Origin of the sequence: Nitrosomonas sp. (assembly GCF_019635155.1) — a bacterium.
GTDB lineage: Bacteria > Pseudomonadota > Gammaproteobacteria > Burkholderiales > Nitrosomonadaceae > Nitrosomonas.
In genome coordinates this window covers 51,425-69,422 of sequence record NZ_JAHBZY010000012.1, presented here as the reverse complement: position 1 = coordinate 69,422, position 17,998 = coordinate 51,425, and the positions used below count along the sequence as shown (strand labels likewise).

At 45.1% G+C, this 17,998-nt stretch carries 15 protein-coding genes and 1 pseudogene; 9 read left to right on the top strand and 7 right to left on the bottom strand.

What is annotated here, in order from left to right; all coding sequences use genetic code 11:
- Positions 1 to 23: 23 nt before the first annotated feature.
- Positions 24 to 428 carry a DUF3579 domain-containing protein gene (locus tag KF839_RS09615; protein WP_292917624.1) on the bottom strand — a complete coding sequence of 135 codons (405 nt, stop codon included), beginning with the start codon at positions 426 to 428 and terminating at the stop codon, positions 24 to 26.
- A gap of 276 nt (positions 429 to 704) precedes the next feature.
- Between KF839_RS09615 and KF839_RS09610 the strand changes: the two genes are divergently transcribed.
- The 4 genes from KF839_RS09610 (at position 705) to KF839_RS09595 (ending at position 6,981) form a co-directional block, all read left to right on the top strand.
- Positions 705 to 1,802 (top strand): aminopeptidase, encoded by a 1,098-nt coding sequence (locus KF839_RS09610; RefSeq protein WP_292917623.1) that lies wholly within the window; start codon positions 705 to 707, stop codon positions 1,800 to 1,802.
- A 59-nt stretch (positions 1,803 to 1,861) separates the two neighbouring features.
- On the top strand, positions 1,862 to 3,220 hold the full coding sequence (gene chrA, locus KF839_RS09605; protein ID WP_292917622.1) for a chromate efflux transporter: 1,359 nt from the start codon (positions 1,862 to 1,864) through the stop codon (positions 3,218 to 3,220).
- Positions 3,221 to 3,417: 197 nt separating this feature from the next.
- On the top strand, positions 3,418 to 5,139 hold the full coding sequence (locus tag KF839_RS09600) for a flagellinolysin (protein WP_292917621.1): 1,722 nt from the start codon (positions 3,418 to 3,420) through the stop codon (positions 5,137 to 5,139).
- Between the two features lie 222 nt (positions 5,140 to 5,361).
- Complete coding sequence (locus tag KF839_RS09595; RefSeq protein WP_292917620.1) at positions 5,362 to 6,981, top strand: multicopper oxidase family protein; 1,620 nt, start codon at positions 5,362 to 5,364, stop codon at positions 6,979 to 6,981.
- Positions 6,982 to 7,001: 20 nt separating this feature from the next.
- Here the strand turns inward: KF839_RS09595 and KF839_RS09590 are convergent, their stop codons facing one another.
- The 5 genes from KF839_RS09590 to KF839_RS09570 form a co-directional block, all read right to left on the bottom strand.
- A complete protein-coding gene (locus KF839_RS09590) occupies positions 7,002 to 8,642 on the bottom strand; it encodes a response regulator (RefSeq protein ID WP_292917619.1) in 1,641 nt (546 codons plus the stop codon).
- A gap of 21 nt (positions 8,643 to 8,663) precedes the next feature.
- The gene (locus KF839_RS09585) at positions 8,664 to 9,386 is read right to left on the bottom strand and encodes a sensor histidine kinase (protein ID WP_292917618.1); all 723 of its coding nucleotides are present in this window, start codon (positions 9,384 to 9,386) and stop codon (positions 8,664 to 8,666) included.
- Between the two features lie 101 nt (positions 9,387 to 9,487).
- Positions 9,488 to 10,273, bottom strand: coding sequence for an HvfC family RiPP maturation protein (locus tag KF839_RS09580; protein ID WP_292917617.1), 786 nt, complete (start codon positions 10,271 to 10,273; stop codon positions 9,488 to 9,490).
- Positions 10,242 to 11,099, bottom strand: coding sequence for an HvfB family MNIO-type RiPP peptide maturase (locus KF839_RS09575; protein WP_292917616.1), 858 nt, complete (start codon positions 11,097 to 11,099; stop codon positions 10,242 to 10,244). The genes KF839_RS09580 and KF839_RS09575 overlap by 32 nt, the downstream gene beginning before the upstream one ends.
- Before the next feature lie 12 nt (positions 11,100 to 11,111).
- Positions 11,112 to 11,450 (bottom strand): HvfA family oxazolone/thioamide-modified RiPP metallophore, encoded by a 339-nt coding sequence (locus tag KF839_RS09570; protein WP_292917615.1) that lies wholly within the window; start codon positions 11,448 to 11,450, stop codon positions 11,112 to 11,114.
- 278 nt (positions 11,451 to 11,728) lie between these two features.
- Between KF839_RS09570 and KF839_RS09565 the strand changes: the two genes are divergently transcribed.
- The 5 genes and pseudogenes from KF839_RS09565 to KF839_RS09545 all read left to right on the top strand — a co-directional run bounded on the left by KF839_RS09565 (position 11,729) and on the right by KF839_RS09545 (position 16,936).
- Positions 11,729 to 12,451 carry a hypothetical protein gene (locus KF839_RS09565; protein ID WP_292917614.1) on the top strand — a complete coding sequence of 241 codons (723 nt, stop codon included), beginning with the start codon at positions 11,729 to 11,731 and terminating at the stop codon, positions 12,449 to 12,451.
- Between the two features lie 123 nt (positions 12,452 to 12,574).
- Positions 12,575 to 14,113: a murein biosynthesis integral membrane protein MurJ gene (gene murJ / locus KF839_RS09560; RefSeq protein ID WP_292917613.1), complete on the top strand. Its 1,539-nt coding sequence runs from the start codon at positions 12,575 to 12,577 to the stop codon at positions 14,111 to 14,113.
- A gap of 801 nt (positions 14,114 to 14,914) precedes the next feature.
- Positions 14,915 to 15,823, top strand: a pseudogene (locus KF839_RS09555) (IS5 family transposase); the annotation flags it as partial.
- Positions 15,824 to 15,910: 87 nt separating this feature from the next.
- Positions 15,911 to 16,600, top strand: a complete 690-nt coding sequence (locus KF839_RS09550; RefSeq protein ID WP_476739069.1) for a transposase — start codon at positions 15,911 to 15,913, stop codon at positions 16,598 to 16,600.
- Between the two features lie 84 nt (positions 16,601 to 16,684).
- Positions 16,685 to 16,936, top strand: a complete 252-nt coding sequence (locus KF839_RS09545) for a transposase (RefSeq protein WP_323802060.1) — start codon at positions 16,685 to 16,687, stop codon at positions 16,934 to 16,936.
- A 186-nt stretch (positions 16,937 to 17,122) separates the two neighbouring features.
- On the opposite strand, the gene KF839_RS09540 is transcribed toward KF839_RS09545, so the two are convergent.
- Entirely contained in the window at positions 17,123 to 17,938 is an 816-nt protein-coding gene (locus tag KF839_RS09540; RefSeq protein WP_292917609.1) for an SDR family NAD(P)-dependent oxidoreductase, read from the bottom strand.
- Positions 17,939 to 17,998: the final 60 nt, after the last annotated feature.

Below are 17,998 nucleotides of genomic sequence, written 5' to 3'. Positions count from 1 at the left end.
ACATTCTGCCCGTTTCAGCGAGGCTAATAATTTTTAAACGGTATTCGCGCTTTCCATTGATGCAGCAACAACGCTAATATCCAGCTTTTTACAGACCATACTACTTCCGCTTCTTCAACGGTTTCTACAACAGTTTCTTCAAGAGAGATGCTTTCTCCAGTCGGGATTACTTGGAGCCGGTTATTAACCGCGAAATCCATAATGAATTGATAATGTGTCGCATGAATGTCACTTAATGATGTGCGTACTCGGACAGCCACTTTCCCTTCATAGATGACGGGCTGAACATAGTCAGAATACTCCCATCGCCCCTTAGCGTTATAGTTTGCAAGCGCTCCGCAAAGCCGTTCCGACCAATCACTCGGTCGAAATGTTCGACCTTCAGAAGTGACTCCTAGTATTAGCCATTCTTCAGTCAATATTTTCATAAAAAAATACGCATAGCACCCATAAAAACTAACAGAAAATTAAACGAATAAATTTTTCCTTTTAAATACGAACATTTATTTCGGCAGCATCCAAAGAAAATTTATAGCCCCAAAAATACGGCAATAAATTTGGAATTAATGAGAAAAAATAAAATCTGATAGTTTCTTTGCTAATAACTTGAATAAAAAAGATCAAACCTTATTGAGAAGAAATCTTGGAAAATAGTTAGAATATCCAATTAAAGCGCCATTCTTTTAACTTCATTGCTTTCATGAATGAACGTGATATTTCGAGCCTTCACAATTCTCAGATTTGTCATTACCTTGACCTCCGTCAGCTTGCTCAGTGCATGTGCGAATCTTCCTTATTATGCACAAGCGATCAATGGTCATCTTGAAGTTCTTCATCGAGCTCAACCAATCAGTTCTGTCATTGAAAATCCGGATGTTGATCCGGGTTTAAAAAATTCACTTACTAAAATTGTTCAATTGCGGAAATTCGCAAGCCGTGAACTAAAATTACCCGATAACCGAAGTTACACAAGTTATGCGAATTTAGAGCGCCCCTTCGTTGTTTGGAATGTATTTGCATCCCCGGAGTTGTCTTTTGAGCTCAAAGAATGGTGCTTTCTGAAAGTTGGTTGTGTTAATTATCGTGGTTTCTTTTCTCAAGCTAACGCAGAACGTTACGCCGAAGAACTCAGAAATGAAGGTTATGATGTTCAGGTCGGTGGAGTCCGCGCCTATTCCACGTTGGGCTGGTTCAGTGACCCGGTGCTCAATACTTTCATTAGCTACTCCGAAATAAATCTTGCACGGTTGATTTTTCATGAACTGGCGCATCAAGTCGTCTATGTGCCAGGAGACACCGTTTTTAACGAATCCTTTGCAACAGCCGTCGAGCAGGAGGGAATTAAACGCTGGTTTGCTCATAACGGCACTGTTCTCGAACAATCCGCATTAAATGCCCGGCAAGAAAGGGAAGCAATTTTTACCAATCTGATTTTCAAGCATCGCAAATACCTGCAGGAATTATTTCAATCCGATATCACCGATACGGAGAAGCGTGCTCAGAAAGCGCGTATATTTGATCAATTGCGGGCAGAGTTCTCTGACTTAAAAATTGAAAACCCCGAACTTAATCACTATGATCCGTGGTTCTCCCAACCTATGAATAACGCATTACTGGCGACGGTCTCGATTTATTCTCAATTGGTCCCCGCATTCCATGCAATTCTTACGCAAAATGCCCGCGATATGAAAAAATTTTTTGATGTGGTCACTGAAATAAGCAAACTTCCCAAGCAAGAAAGAAATTCAGTATTACAAAAAGCTACAGAAGATCACTCTCGGTGGAGTATAGTTGAGCGCTGATTTTCAACCGATCTGTACAGAGTCTTATTTTTATCACTTGATTCATTAAATCGATCTCAATGTCTGAAGCAACCGAACATGGCTCCGCGCAACCTGAACCAGTATCGTTTTGGCAAGCATTCCAATATTGGCTTAAGTTAGGCTTCATCAGTTTTGGCGGACCCGCCGGTCAAATCAGCATGATGCACCAAGAACTGGTCGAGCAGCGGCGTTGGATTTCCGAACAACGCTTTATGCATGCACTAAATTATACGATGGTATTACCCGGCCCAGAGGCTCAGCAGTTAGCGATATATATTGGCTGGCTGATGCACGGCACTTGGGGTGGAATTATTGCCGGTACGTTATTCGTATTGCCATCCTTCTTCATCTTAATAGCTCTGACATGGATATACTTAATTTATAGCGAAATTCCAGCAGTTGCCGGAATTTTGTACGGTATCAAACCTGCAGTTGTCGCCATTGTTGTTTTTGCAGCTTATCGTATCGGCTGCAAAGCTCTGAGAAACAATCTGCTGCGCGCCATCTCGATCATAGCCTTTGTCGCGATCTTTGTTTTTAATCTCCCTTTTCCTTATATCGTGGTATCGGCCGGCCTAGTTGGTTATATTGGTTCTTATTTCATGCCTGACAAATTTCAGATTGGCAAACACTCAATAAACTCAAAGCATACCTATGGTCCCGCCATAATTGATCATGACACGCCGCTCGCTGAACACACTCGTTTTAAATGGAGCCGTTTCATCATCTTTGCAGTAATCGGACTCTCTATCTGGGCCGCTATAATGACTTTGCTTTCCATGCAATTTGGTTGGAACGGCACCTTGACACAGATGGGCTGGTTTTTCACAAAAGCCGCTCTAATAACTTTTGGAGGCGCCTATGCAGTCCTTCCCTATGTTTTTCAGGGAGGCGTCGAGCACTATGCATGGTTGAATGCCACGCAAATGATTGATGGATTGGCGTTGGGAGAAACCACACCTGGTCCGCTTATTATGATCGTCGCCTTTGTAGGATTTGTCGGCGGCTGGACAAAAACGCTTTTTGGAGCTGACTTGCTATTTTTAGCAGGTATTGCTGGCGCATTCATTGCTACGCTGTTTACGTTTTTACCTTCTTTTCTTTTTATCTTACTAGGTGCTCCGGCAGTTGAAGCTACCCGCCACAACGTCAAATTTTCTGGACCATTGACAGGTGTAACGGCAGCCGTGGTCGGTGTTATTGCAAATTTAGCGGTATTTTTTACTTACCATGTACTTTGGCCACAGGGCTTTGAAGGATCTTTTGAATGGTTTTCGGCTTTGCTTGGCATCATCACATTTTACGCTTTGTTCAAATATAAAATAGGAATCGTAACGGCCATCTGCATTTGCGCAAGCATGGGACTGGGCTACTCCATTTTGACCGCTATCGGCTGAAGCCAAAGCGTCCAATTCTTTTACATTCCCCATGTCGGAGACTTCCGCCAGTATTTTGCATATTGCTCGCAAAAAGCATGGTCTGATCGAAATTCTTTGTGTATTAAGATACTCTGCGGTTAAGTATAGCTTCCAATACTAAAGAAAAATAACTTCAAATCGTTAATAGACAGTAACTAAATTGCTATCAAAAGAAAATGACTTTGTCTATTAATACAAACTTGGGAGCATTGAATACTTCACGGTATTTAACAGCCTCCACCACGGATCTTAGTCGTTCATTAGAACGGCTATCGTCGGGTATGCGGATTAATAGCGCGAAAGACGATGCAGCTGGTCTCGCTATTTCTGAACGAATGACCTCTCAAATAAGAGGCCTAAATCAGGCCACTAGAAATGCCAATGATGGCGTTTCAATGTTACAAACAGCCGATGGTGCATTGTCTTCAATGACGACTTCATTGCAACGTATCCGTGAATTATCCATCCAGGCTGCGAATTCAACGAACAGCCTTACCGACAAAAAAGCACTCCAGGAAGAAACCAATCAACTCATCCAGGAAATGGAAAAAGTTGCAACCACCAGCACTTTTAATGGAGATAAAATTTTTGATTTCTCTGGAAGCAGTGTCCTAGGCGATACCAATCAATTAGCAGTTGTCTACGGCTTGCAGTATGGTTGGCTCGAAGACGCAGAGAATATGATACAACAGTATTTTGGAATCTCTGCGGATGGTGCTGATATGAATATCGAATTGACAACATTCACCGATGGCGCCGGAGGCACTGCTGCCCGGGTTGTTGGTGCCGTACCTGGAAGCTACACAGGCAAAGCAACGGATGTCAAGCTGCAGATCGATATGAGTGATTTCACACCGGCCAATCTACCAAATGGCGGCAATGCACCATTCTACAACGACCGTATTATAGCGCATGAAATGGTACATGCCGTTATGTATCGAAGTATGAACATCGGCTCTATGTTCAATCCGACTACCGATCAAACCTGGTTTATGGAAGGCGCGGCCGAGTTTATCCATGGCGCCGATGAACGCTTGCAGGCCTCGATCAATAGTGTCGGCATTGGCGGTGTTATGGCCAGAGCCGCAACTTTTGGTTCAGCAGGTGCATCGTGGGGAGGATCATCGGATGATTATTCCGCCGCTTATTCCGCAGTGCGCTACTTACACCAAGTAATCAAAGATCATGGCGGATCAGGTATTAAAGACGTTATGGTTTATTTGAATCAAAACCAAAGCGCTACTTTAAGCGATGCAATTAGTGCTGCTACCGGAGGCTTATATGCAAACGCTGATGCTTTTAATGCGGATTTTGTTGCAAATGGCGCCGCTTATATTGCGAGTATGAATCTTACCGACAGCGACACCGGAGCAATCGGAGGCTTAAACGCTGATGGCGGCCCGGCCAGAACCGCTGAAAGCGTTATCTCCGATACTGGCTCGAGAGGTGGAACCAATCCTACAAGCGGATTCAATGAAATTTGGGAAGATATAGGAACAGCAGCTGTAGGCAATAACAAGCGCCTTCAAGTGGGCGCCAACAAAACAGATACATTGGATATCAGCTTGGGAGCAGTCAACACAAGCGCATTGAGCATTCAAGATCTGGATCTTATCAACAATGCCGGATTTACTACTTATAAGGTAGATTTGGCTCTCAATCAGATTAATGAGGAAAGATCCAAAATCGGCGCACAATTAAACCGTCTTCAATCAGTTATCACCAATAATCAAACAAGCGTGGAAGCTACAACTGCCAGCCAGTCACGAATTCAAGACGTCGATTACGCAGTAGAAACAACCTCACTCACAAAAAAACAAATCATGCAACAAGCAGCTACCGCAGTACTGGCACAAGCAAATTCTTCCCCGCAAATGTTATTGGCGCTCCTTTCCTAATTTCATCAGCATCGCACTCCCTGTTCCCTGGTTTCTCAAATTTCGGAAGCTCTTCATCATTCAAGTATAAAATGGATTACTTGTTATACTTGAACTGGTAGACTGCTTTTAATGCTACGGATAAGTTTTAAATTTATCTAAGAGAGATCCTGACTAATGATTGAGTTGAATTATTCACTATGCACACACAGACTTTCTCGCTGAAATTCTAAGAGTTAAATCATGCCAAACTTTAATTATAAAAGACGCCAATTCATACAATACGCAACGCTAGGTGCGCTGACCGCGGCAATTCCCGGTTTGAGTTTTGCAAAAGGACAGGAAGGTAACAGGACACCCAATCCTTCGTTCAAGGCCGATGTAGAAATCGCACTGGATGCTCAAACTGCCGATGTTCCCATTTTGCCCGGCCCGCATACACATGTTTTTAAATACATTGGCAAACTGCTTAAAGGCCCCTCATCAACGCTTAAAGAGTTGCCGGGTTATTTAGGCCCTATCCTCAATTTTGAGCGAGGTCAGAAAGTCCGAATCTATTTCAATAATCAATTGCCAGAGCCTTGCATCACACATTGGCATGGCATGCATGTTCCCCAACCGATGGATGGACATCCGATGTATGCCATTTCTCGGGGCGAGCAGTACTTATATGAATTCGAAGTAACCAATCCCGCCGGAACCAACTGGTACCATGCGCATACCCACGAATTAACCGCACCGCAAGTCTATCAGGGCTTGGCGGGCCTTATCACGGTATCCGATGAATTTGAACGGAAATTAGACCTACCCAGCGGCGAGTTCGATCTCCCATTGATCATTCAGGATCGCAGTTTTTCCAGCAGCAATCAACTTCGCTACATTCTTGGCATGCACCAAAGAATGAGGGGATTCCTTGGTGATGTCATTCTAGCGAACGGTCAAAAAGACTATACCATCCCGGTGAAAACCAGGGCCTATCGCTTGCGCATCTTGAACGGATCGAATGCACGAATTTATAAGCTCGGATGGAGCGATGGCACTCCGATCACCGCAATCGGAACCGATGGCGGACTGCTGGAAAGACCGCAAGACTTACCTTACGTCATGCTTGCTCCCGCGGAGCGCATTGAATTGTGGATTGATTTTAGCGGCCGTAAGCCAGGTTCTGACGTCACATTACAAAGCTTGGCTTACGGCACAACTTCGCATGGAGGAGATGCCATGCGTGGCGGAATGCGTCGCGGTATGGGGGGTGGTATGGGAATGATGGGCACCGCCTTTGGTCAGGATGGAGAAATCACCATCGCAAAATTCCAAATTACCGAGCATATCAGTGATTCCCCAAAATTACCGGATACGCTAGTGCCTATGTCGCGTTTAACGCTTCAGAATGTTACGCACCCTGACAAAGTTGTTCCAATCGCCATCGGCATGCGACACATGTCTTTCCAGTTAAACGGCAGGACATTCGATATGTATGATTACACAGAAGCTGAGCAAATCCCGGTAAATACCATTCAGAGAATCAAGATATTTCACCACAATCCGGGAATGAGCGGTGGCATGCGCCGCGGCGGACGCGGTGGTGGTATGGGAATGATGATGTCGGTACCGCACCCCATCCATTTACATGGTCAACAGTTTCAAATCTTATCGCGAACGCAAGTTCATCAGGATAACGGATACGATACTGTCAAACATGGCTTTATTAACAGCGGCTGGAAGGATACTGTATTAGTTATGCCGGGGGAAGAAATAGAAATCATAAAACCATTCAATGACTTCAAAGGATTATTTCTCTATCATTGCCATAATCTTGAACATGAAGATATGGGCATGATGCGTAACTTCTTTGTTAGTTGAGAACTAACCGCGAAAAAAACTCAAACAAGCTCATTCAATGTTGTCATCAATCGTTTAAAACGCGGTTCTCCAGGCGACAGCTCGTTTGCCGCTAGCAGACTGTTACGAGCTTCATCTATCAGACCGGGCACTGAGCCTTTTTTCTGTATATACGCAATAAACACATGCGCCAGGTTCAATAACACCCGAACATTCGTTGGCATGGCGGCGCGAGCTTCGCGCATTGCGCAGACTGCCTCTTCATATTGTCCTTTACTAACCAGCAACACACCGCGATTCATCATAAGAATCGCTTCCTGGCGCGTAGCCTCGATCAAGCGATTGCCTTCCTCACGCATTCCAGCTTGTTCAAAAATATCTGCAACAACTTTATGCAACATAGGACTCTCAGGATTATTCTTGATTTCGCTTTGCAGCAAGCAAATCGCTTTCTCCTTATCTCCTGCGACTAGCAGCAAGTGTGCTATTTCCAATGATTCTTCGCTGGTTAAAGACCGTTCATCTTTTTTGCTCAATGACTGATCCAGTTCAATAGCAAGTTGTGCGGCTTTCTCCGCCTCACCACGCTGATGATGAACCAATCCCGTTGCGGCTAAAACCCTGAGACGCACGTCATCACCGTTAAAATTTTTGGTAAGTTGACCTAACACTTTCATTGCTTCATCAGAATTATTTCTTGCACTGCATACTTTGACGAGCCCTAGATAAGTATCCGCTTTTTTTAACACTGAATTCTCGCTCAATGCAATACTCTTCCGGAAAGCTCGCTCGGCGTTCTCCAGCTTACCAATTTTTAGAGATAAACTACCGAGTGTCTGCTGCCGCATAGCAGAATTGGGCGACAGTTTCACCGCACGCTCCAGCACATCACCGGCTCCTGCTAAATCATCCATAACTTGCAGAGTCTGAGCCAATAAGTCATGCGTTTCTATATACGTCGCATTCACCGCAATTGTCTCCTCAAGCAACGTTTTCACCAACTTAAAATCGTTTTTCTTGAAAAATATTCTAGCCAACGCAACTTTGGCCCACGGCAACTCACGTTTTGAAAGAATATCTTTCAATAAATCTTGTGCTCGATCAAGTTCTCCCGTTATCCATAATAGATTGCATTTCGTACGAAGCAAATCGGACATATTGGTCTTATCGGATGCTAACCTTTGATCGCATAAATTCAATGCTTCGCTATAATCCGACCGCTTAATCGCTTGATGAATCTCAGCAAACGCTTTCTTTTTTAACCAGATCTTTTCCAGCCGTGTGCATAAGCTTACCTCTGTAACCGGTTTTATCAAATAAGCATCGGGCTGATATTCTGCGGTACCTGAAACAGACTCTGCGGCTTTTTCAGCGGAAATCATTATCCACAAACAGGAAGGCCCAACAAGCGAAAGATACTTTGCTTCTTCAAGCACTTGTTGACCACTTTTCCCCGTACCTAAAACGAGATCACATAAAACAACATCAAATTCCACTTTCTTCAGGATTGCAATCGCGTCTTCTCCCGTTGCAACCATGTGCATTTTCTTAACATCCGCACCTAGCGCGCGTAACATATCACGCAAAATTGTACGCATTTCTTGGTAATCATCGATAATCAGGATATTTTTCCCTGAAAGGTTGATGCTAACCGGAGAAAATTTAGTCGGGTTCGTTATCATGGCGTTAAATCTTGAAATTTATTATGGAAGAGATACGACAAAACAAGCACCATTCATAAAACCGCCGTTTTCCAGCGCCAACTTTCCGCAATCTCCACGGTTTTGATGCATCCGGACAACCATGGTTGAAAAATAAAAACCCAATCCAGTGTTATCGCTTAAGGGATCGATACGGTACATAAAATCATTGTTATTCCGAAGCATAGCAGCCGGATAACCGCATCCGTTATCTTCCACACGCAATAGCAATAGATTTTCCTTCTCTTCGGCGAAAATGCAAATACGATCTCGCGTATAACGAATTGCATTATTGATTGCATTACCGATAACCGCATTGATCAGATCTTCGTCAAAATACCAATGCAGCTCCGGGCTTACGTGGGTTTCTAGCGTAATCTTACGAAATCTCAGTAATTCGGAATATTGCGCAGCGATTCCGGATAGAAAATCACTCAGACAAATATATTGCGCATCAAAAGGATATATTCTTTGCCCTAATTTATAGAGAGTTAATAGCTGAGCTAAGTGATTGTTAATACGCCTTGCCTCTTCATTGACTCGCACGAGCTCAGTATGCGTAGAGAGTTTTTCAACATCGGTATTGGTCAGTGTTTTATCCAAGCTACTCAATAACATACACAACGAATTCTTCGTATCATGAACCGAAGAAATCAGGAAATTTACCAGATTTGGCTCAACGGAAGAGTGACCGGTAGTCGGATTGTGGTTCTCAGATATTCCCATTGTGGATATGCCGTATAGCCTACGTTCTCATCATTTTCATTACGCCTCTTAACGGCAACGCATAATGAATCTGTAGTTTTTACGATCATAATCAGAGAGTTCTAAGACAATCGATAAACCACTCCGCGTTTTCTCAGATCGTTCAAAATTTGAACTCCGCCGTGCATAACGGCATCGGGCTGCGGATGCCCCATTTCCGCGGCTATTTGTCGCAACAAGGCAAATCCGGATTTCAAACTATTTTCACCCACCAGATGCACTAATCGCGCTGTTATCTTGTTGACTTCAATAAACTGCACGTTGAAATGCTTATCCCGGTAAACGATCAGATTCGTTTCCAGGCCTCCGGGCACTTCGGGCTGGAAACTCTCACTGATTTTATGAACGGGAAACGAGTAACTGAGCAACCACGCTAACGGTGAAATGGCCGGAATTCCATCAAACAAATCACCTTCAGTATCAACTGCCATCTCTGTCTGGCTCTCATCAAAAATCGAGAGCGCCAGTTCCACCCATTCATAATGAGCCAATTCAAACAGAAAAGGTGGATCATAGGCACACGATTTTCGTTCAGACTCGATGTATCTTAGAAACTCTCTGGGTATCTCGGGAAACAACGGAGTATGCGACAAATGATCGGCAAAATAATCCCGGATTAACGCATGCCAATGACTATCCGGCATAATTTTCCGCAATACTGGAAAAGTATTGGCAATTAAATCCTCCACATTGTTATAAAACAGCTCGCAATAGATATTCATGCGCCGTTTTTCGATTGTTGACGGATGGGGGTTCTTTTCAGGATTACGGATATGCGCCGCAAACTCATATTGTTGCCGTACAAAACCCGGGCGATCAGGCGTGTTGTAGGTAACCACCTGTTTCATCTCGCCATTTGGTTTGAAGCGAATGGATTGTTTTCACTTCATGTAGCAATTCAGCAAACGGGGGAAAATTGAAATCCCGCTCAAGCAATGTCGGAATAACACCAAATTGTTGATAGGTTTTATCAAGCAATTGCCACACCGGATCGATAACATCGGTGCCGTGCGTATCGACAATCAAATCGACCGCTTCCTGATAATGCCCGGCCACATGAATATACCGGATGCGTTCAGCCGGTAAATGCTGCAAAAATATCCCGGCATCGTAGCGATGGTTGATACTATTGACGTAAATATTATTGACGTCCAGAAGCAAATCACAATCAGCTTCCAGTAATACAGCGTTAATAAAATCAATTTCTTCCAGCTGTTTCCCGGGTGCGGCATAGTAGGAAACATTTTCAACTGCGATTCGTTGTTCGAGAATTTCCTGAACTCTGCGAATACGGTCCGCTACATAGTGCACAGCTTCTTCGGTAAACGGGATTGGCAGTAAATCGTACAAATGACCGTCATCGCTGCAATAACTCAAATGTTCACTGTAATAGCGGATATGATGATCTTTCAGGAAACGCTTAAGCTTGTGCAAAAACGCCTCATCGAGCGGTGATGGACCGCCAATCGATAAGGATAGTCCGTGGCAGATAAAGGGAAATTGTTCAGTCAGCTCTCGAAATCTGTGACCGTACCGGCCACCCACGCCAATCCAATTTTCGGGTGCAACTTCCCAGAAATCGACGCATTGCGTGGCCTGACCCGTCAGCGAACTCAACATCGGGCGCCGCAGGCCCAGACCCGCGCCATGAACAGGGAATGATTGACTGCTCATGGTTTACATCACTTATTTTTTAGAGGAACCGCATTTGCCTTCGCCGCATTTACCTTCTTTTTCGGCCTTCTTACCGCCGCATTTGCCTTCCATATTCTGCTTCATCTCAGTTTTACCGCCACACTTGCCTTCACCGCATTTACCTTCCATATTTTGTTTGGACTCTTTACCGCCTTCTTGCGCTGGTTTATTGGCGCTGCTGGCATCGGCCAATTGCATATAGCCGCCGGATAATTCATTCATCGCAAACGGATTGTCGCCGCTATCTGCTAACAAATCGCCGGCACCGAGAGTGGTAACCAGCGCGGCACTCACAGCAAGTGAAACAGGCTTAACTAATTTTTTCGACATCTTAAGATCTCCATAAAATTAATAAAACATCAAACTGATATGATAACGCCGGATCAAAACGAACTGTGTTATTTCTTCTGTAACTGTACCATTCCTGCGCTAACACAGTATTGTATCAATCTGCGACAGCGAAGCCACAGTCTTTTAAGCTCCGAGCAATTTTTCCCTGCTGATTGACAGCTTTCTAAACTATCTTCCTTTTTTTGACTGCGCCTCTCTGATAAACTCAGTGCTTCGAAAATATTATAAAAATATGCCTGTTAACTAAGGAGTTCCGAATGTTTGACAAACCTAACCAGATTATTTTTTACCTCAATGTCGTCATGCTCGTCTTTGGCGTGTTAGTCGCGTTACTGACCGATTTCATAGTGATCGGAGCGATCTTTGCTATCTGCGCCGCACTGCTGATTGCCGATCAAATCAGACAAAACAGGTTTGAATTTTCCATCCCGGATTTAAGAAAACTATTGACCGTGCATGACACCTGCGGAAAAAAAGCGACGGTAACACAAACACAAATGACTACCGCATGTCATAGCGATAATTCAAAATACTGGTTCAAAAATATCCGTGCAATCGGCGGTATCAGCAATTTCCGCATCAATAACAACGAACCTGCTGAACAAAGAAAAGAAGGCGAAAATTATCAGATTTGCGTACAGTTTCCTCCTGAGCTAAAAGCCACTGATGGCACCGACTTAACGCTTACATACGAATATGAAGGTGCCTTCACCCAAAATGAAGGCATTCTCACCCATGTCATCGATGATGACACACGCCGACTCCATCTATCCGTCGTGCTGCCTGCAGGACGCGCACTATCGACCGCCCGCTTTTTTTGCATCCACAATGGCAAAGAAGAAGCACTACTGCCTCCGGTCATCTCCGGAAACACAAAAATCGATGCCGAAATCGATAATCCAAGAAGAGGAGCGGAATACTGTCTGCAATGGAATTGGGAGGAAGAAGGCCTGCTTAAGAAAGTCAGCTGTCTTTTTTAGGCTGTGATGCTGCTCACGCATAATATCGTGGCAAAATTAAACCAAACGCATCAGACTGGATTGAAAAATCCAGTCTGCACCATCTCACACCGCTGCCATTCATCGCATTAATATCTCAAACCATTGAATCTACTTAAAGCCCTCGCTGCAGTCAGCAGCATGACTTTTGTGTCGCGCATTCTCGGTTTCTTGCGTGACATCATGATCGCGCGAATTTTTGGTGCAGGAATGGCAACCGATGCTTTTTTTGTCGCATTTCGCATCCCCAATCTGTTGCGGCGGCTATTCGCCGAAGGTGCATTTTCACAGGCTTTTGTTCCGATCCTTGCTGAATATAAGAATACTCGCACACATGAAGAAACTCGCAATTTGATCGATCACATCGCGACGCTGCTTGGTGTCGTGCTGTTCTTCGTAACTGCCCTCGGCATTATCGCGGCGCCGTTCATCATTTACGCCAGCGCCCCGGGATTCACCACAGAACCGGAAAAATTCGATTTAACTGTGCAACTGCTGCAAATCACGTTCCCTTATATTTTGTTTATTTCGTTGGTAGCGTTAGCCGGCGGCATCCTTAACACATATGGAAAATTCAACGTGCCGGCCATCACACCGGCGTTTTTGAACTTATCGTTTATCGGTTGCGCATTATGGCTAACCCCCTTAATAGATCCACCGGTTCTGGCACTAGCCTGGGCGGTTTTTATCGGCGGCATTTTGCAACTGGTGTTTCAAATTCCATTTCTGTTGAAACTCAAATTAATGCCGCGGCTCCATTTTCGCAACCCGGACACCGGCGCCTGGCGCGTAATCAAATTGATGGGACCGGCGATTTTTGGCGTCTCGGTCAGCCAGCTCAGTTTGCTGATCAACACGATATTCGCTTCGTTGCTGGTTACCGGCAGCGTATCCTGGATGTACTATGCCGACCGGTTGATGGAATTCCCCGCCGGTCTGCTCGGCGTCGCGCTTGGCACCATTTTGTTGCCGTCGCTGGCAAAACACTACAGCACCAATAGCACCGAGGAATATTCCCGCCTGCTCGACTGGGGCCTGCGCATGACCATACTGCTGACGCTTCCGGCCGCACTCGCACTCGCCCTATTATCAGTGCCTCTGATCACCACGCTGTTTCATCACGGCGCATTCACGGAACACGACGTCTGGATGACACGCGAAGCGTTGGTTGCATATAGCGTCGGCTTGCTCGGTATCATTTTGGTGAAAGTACTCGCGCCGGGATTCTACGCCCGTCAGAACATCAAAACACCGGTTAAAATCGCCATCATCACGTTGATTGCCACACAACTGATGAACCTCGCCTTCATTTTTCCGCTCCAGCACGCAGGGTTGGCGTTGGCGATCGGGCTCGGCGCTTGCTTGAATGCCGGATTATTGTTTTACCAACTGCGCAAGCAAGCAATTTACCAGCCGCAACCCGGTTGGCTGATTTTCTTTTCCAAAATACTACTGGCATTAGCGGCAATGGGCGTTGTTCTATGGTTTACAGCAGGAAGCGATGCCTCGTGGTTAAACGGCTCAGCACTGTCCCGCGCCACGCAACTCAGCGGCGTAGTCTTAGCCGGCGCAATCAGCTATTTCGCCGCACTCTGGCTGCTCGGATTCCGCCTGAAAGATTTCATCCAACGGCAAACGTTGTAATTCATCCGTCCGATAGCCAATTCAATACGTGAATACTAGATTTTGGGTAATTTAATGCGAAGAAAAGCGCATGAGCAACCCAATACCCGCTACTAACCTTATCCCGTAATAACATATTTCTTAACTAAAGCCACACCACACCTGGTGACGGATGTGCTCAAGATGACTCCACCCAAACAGTGACCAGAATTGAAACTTATTTTCCATTATTCCATTAGGATCGCGGCAATCATTATTGCAGTCACGTATTTCAGAACATATTGGCAGCTAGAAGGGGTAAAGTCAATGAAAAAACCCTTTGAATGCAAATAGCAAATTGATTGAAGTTGCTCGTGAACAAGTTTTTAAGATAGCAGGTATTGATGACTTTAAAGGTATATGAGAATTATTCGAGATCACATAATATGATTTATTAAAATTACATTGCTAAAGCCGTCTTTGGCGATAATATCAAAGATATCCGTATCCAAAACAATGATTGATAACGAAATCGAATGCGACTTCGACAGCAGCGCAGAGACGTCGTTGCCGGGGCAACATGCATCAGTTGATTCTTCATCCAAGTCGGAAAAATCACCGAGTAGCTTAGACAAACAAGAATTTACTGCAGCTCAAACGACAAGCATTGCAGTATGAAATAGCAGCAACCCGACTGTCTGAATCCATTCTGTTTAAATAGTCGCCCTTGAAAAACAACACAACTAATTGATAGTTAATAAATATACTGTTATACAAGCTGATCGCATCGACCAGGGGGTAGTGAAATTACAGTTAATCTCCTGGCCGAAATGGTGATTACAGATGCTCACGCCAAGTAAAACTTTCCATCAACCGAGTTTGTTTGAAACGGATCTTTTATTGCAGCTCGACGCTACTGATCCATTATTGCGTCTTGCGGCGGAAATGCCGTGGCATGAGTTTGATGACGCATTTTCGGTTCATTATACGAAGGGGATTGGCGCTCCCAGCAAACCGATCCGGTTGATGGTTGAATTGTTAATTCTCAAACAAATGGAGAATCTGAGCGATGAAGCGATAGTGTTGCAATGGAAAAATCCTTACTACTATCAAGCTTTTTGCGGCATGAAAGGGTTTCAGCACCAATTGCCATGCCATAGTACAGAATTAGTACATTTTCACGATCGTATTGGCGCTGAAGGTGTTGATCGGATTTTCCGAGTGAGTGTTGATTTACACGGAAAAGCTGCACTGGAAGATACGGTACACATTGATACGACAGTGCAAGAGAAAAACATCACCTATCCGACTGACAGCAAATTGGCGATCAAAATCATCAATCGGCTTAACAAGCTGGCGGAAGTGCATGACATTCAGCAGCGACACACGTTCATCAAAGAAGTCAAATCGTTGCGCTTGGGCATCCGGCATTTTCGTCACGTTACCAAAAGAGCAAAGGCCAAACGTGCACTCAAGCGACTGAGAACTATTGCGGGTATCTTAATACGGGAATTGCCACAACACTGCTTGTTCGAATGCTTCCAACAGAATTTTCTGCTGCATGAGCGCATGCTAAAGCAATCGCCTAAAGATGCCAACAAGATCTATTTATTGCACGAGGCGCAAGTATACTGTATTGCCAAAGGGAAAGACCGCAAACAATACAAATACGGCAGTAAGGCATCAATTACCAGTACCGCGAAAAGCAATTTAATCGTCGATGTGGTCAGCCGTGATCAAAACATGCATGACAAACCGAGACCTTTGCACGACCAAAAGCAGACTTAGCTGAACGAGATGATATAATTTGTTTTTGAATCATGGTGTTGAACCAATCTAATGAGTTTCTCTGAACATGATGTAACCCGCCGAACCCGGAAAGGGAATTTCTTGAAGCAAATCGATGAATTGATAGACTGGGATTCGATAGAGAAGGCGATGTCAGTTCATTATGCATCGACATCGAACGTAACAGGGTGTCCTGCCTATCCTGGGTTGCTGCTTTTCAAAATGCTGTTGGAAGGAATCTGGAATGGTGGTTTAAGTGATGAAGCGGTTGAAGACATGGCTAATTCTAATTTGTACGTGATGCGATTTCTAGGATTGTCACTGGAAGATGAAGTACCGGATCATTCTGTGCTGTCACGTTTCAGAACCCATTTGACGGCAACGCATACGTGGAATGGCTTATTGGAGCGAATCAATCACCAAATTCAGCTGCTCAATGTTACTGTAGCCACTGGATGTCACGTTGACGCCAGCATCACGCATAGCCCACGTAAGCCCAAGACCCGGTCTGCCTATGAAGTAGTTAGTGATCGCGAAGAGCGAATGACGAAACAAGACGCACAAACATCCACGCGGGTCATTACAGTGACTCAACCTGGTGTCGATATTGAGGCACGTTGGGTTAAGAAAGGCAGCCAGTCGGTTTTTGGTTATAAACAGCATACGCTGGTTGATCACAATGGTTTGGTGATGGCCGTTGAAACAACAGCCGCTAATTGCCATGACGCAAGTTGCTGCTAACGCTGCTCGATAAAGCCTGTTGTAGTCAGAAACATCGTGAAGCCTTGAGATCGCGCGGCATCAAAAATGGCTCAGGATAAGTCCTTGAAGAACAAACCGCTGACTGCGCAGCAAATACAGCGTAATCGTTTGATTACCCAAGCCCGGTATGTCGTGGAACGTACCTTTGGCAATCAGGCACGCTGGTTTGGTAGCAAGATCCTACGTTACTACGGTCGAGCCAAAGTACATGCCTGGCATATCCTGCAGGCTATGGCGTATAACCTGAAAAGGTTACCAAGATTGTATGTTGAGAGGTTTCTACCACGACAACCACAAGCTAGTTGTGTCTTCTAATAAAGAAATGGCGTAATAATGTCTTTATCTCTTGGTTTTTGCAAAAAAATTCACCGAAATTCCCCAGAATTTCAACATTGAGCCGGATTTTTAAGAATCTGCAGCAGAAGTGGATAGTTTTGCAAAGGTCTCATGGAATATTGCAATCTTTCTCATTCAGTTCTTCGATTGTCCATTGGAAAAACTCTAAATCTTCATCTGTTTCCGTACCGCCCAGGCGAATAGCCGTCCGCCCAGCAACCAGCGGAAAATCACGGCGGTTTTTGAGTCCCAAGGTAATGCATGCCGAACAGGCGGGATTGATCGGGTCACTGCTTTCAGAATCGCCTTAGCGATGATCTCCGGGCTGGGGGCCTGCGGTTCTCCGGCCAAAAGCAGATGCAGGCCATCGACGATTTTGCGGTACACTGGCGGGTGCTTAACGGTCTCGAGCAGCGCAAATTCCTTCTCGGCAAATTCCGTTTTAATCAGGCCGGGAGCGATAACAACGACATCGATTCCTAGTGCTTTGACTTCGCCGCGCAGCGATTCCGATAATGCTTCAACTGCATGTTTCGATGCAGCATACCAACCGAAACCGGGCAATGATACTTTTCCAAGGATCGAGGAGATATTGACGATGCACCCCGAGCGCTGTTTGCGCATGTGTGGCAGGACAGCCTGGATGAAATAGGCGTAGCCGAATACATTCACTTCGAATTGGCGATGTGCGGCCTCCATCGAAACACATTCGAGCGCACCCAGTTGACCGTAACCGGCATTATTCACCAGCACATCGATACGGCCTCTGGTTGCGATTGCATGCGCCACTGCCGCATTGACCGCCGCGATATCGGTAACATCCAACGGGAGCGGTTCGATACGGTCGGACCGAATCTGTTCCAGCTGCTCTTCCCGGCGCGCCATCGCAAACACGTAATAGCCATGCTGCGCTAACAATTCCGCAGTCGCTTTACCGATTCCGCTCGAGGCGCCGGTCACCAATGCAATTCGCTGTATCATTTGTTTTTTTCAATATGAGTTGTTCATCTTTCCGGAAAAAACCGGGATACAATACGCCGA

Excerpts from the sequence above, each read along its gene's own strand:
- KF839_RS09615 (WP_292917624.1), bottom strand. The coding sequence starts at position 428 with ATGAAAATATTGACTGAAGAATGGCTAATACTAGGAGTCACTTCTGAA.
- KF839_RS09610 (WP_292917623.1), top strand. The coding sequence starts at position 705 with ATGAACGTGATATTTCGAGCCTTCACAATTCTCAGATTTGTCATTACC.
- chrA (WP_292917622.1), top strand. The coding sequence starts at position 1,862 with ATGTCTGAAGCAACCGAACATGGCTCCGCGCAACCTGAACCAGTATCG.
- KF839_RS09600 (WP_292917621.1), top strand. The coding sequence starts at position 3,418 with ATGACTTTGTCTATTAATACAAACTTGGGAGCATTGAATACTTCACGG.
- KF839_RS09595 (WP_292917620.1), top strand. The coding sequence starts at position 5,362 with ATGCCAAACTTTAATTATAAAAGACGCCAATTCATACAATACGCAACG.
- KF839_RS09590 (WP_292917619.1), bottom strand. The coding sequence starts at position 8,642 with ATGATAACGAACCCGACTAAATTTTCTCCGGTTAGCATCAACCTTTCA.
- KF839_RS09585 (WP_292917618.1), bottom strand. The coding sequence starts at position 9,386 with ATGGGAATATCTGAGAACCACAATCCGACTACCGGTCACTCTTCCGTT.
- KF839_RS09580 (WP_292917617.1), bottom strand. The coding sequence starts at position 10,273 with ATGAAACAGGTGGTTACCTACAACACGCCTGATCGCCCGGGTTTTGTA.
- KF839_RS09575 (WP_292917616.1), bottom strand. The coding sequence starts at position 11,099 with ATGAGCAGTCAATCATTCCCTGTTCATGGCGCGGGTCTGGGCCTGCGG.
- KF839_RS09570 (WP_292917615.1), bottom strand. The coding sequence starts at position 11,450 with ATGTCGAAAAAATTAGTTAAGCCTGTTTCACTTGCTGTGAGTGCCGCG.
- KF839_RS09565 (WP_292917614.1), top strand. The coding sequence starts at position 11,729 with ATGTTTGACAAACCTAACCAGATTATTTTTTACCTCAATGTCGTCATG.
- KF839_RS09550 (WP_476739069.1), top strand. The coding sequence starts at position 15,911 with ATGAGTTTCTCTGAACATGATGTAACCCGCCGAACCCGGAAAGGGAAT.
- KF839_RS09540 (WP_292917609.1), bottom strand. The coding sequence starts at position 17,938 with ATGATACAGCGAATTGCATTGGTGACCGGCGCCTCGAGCGGAATCGGT.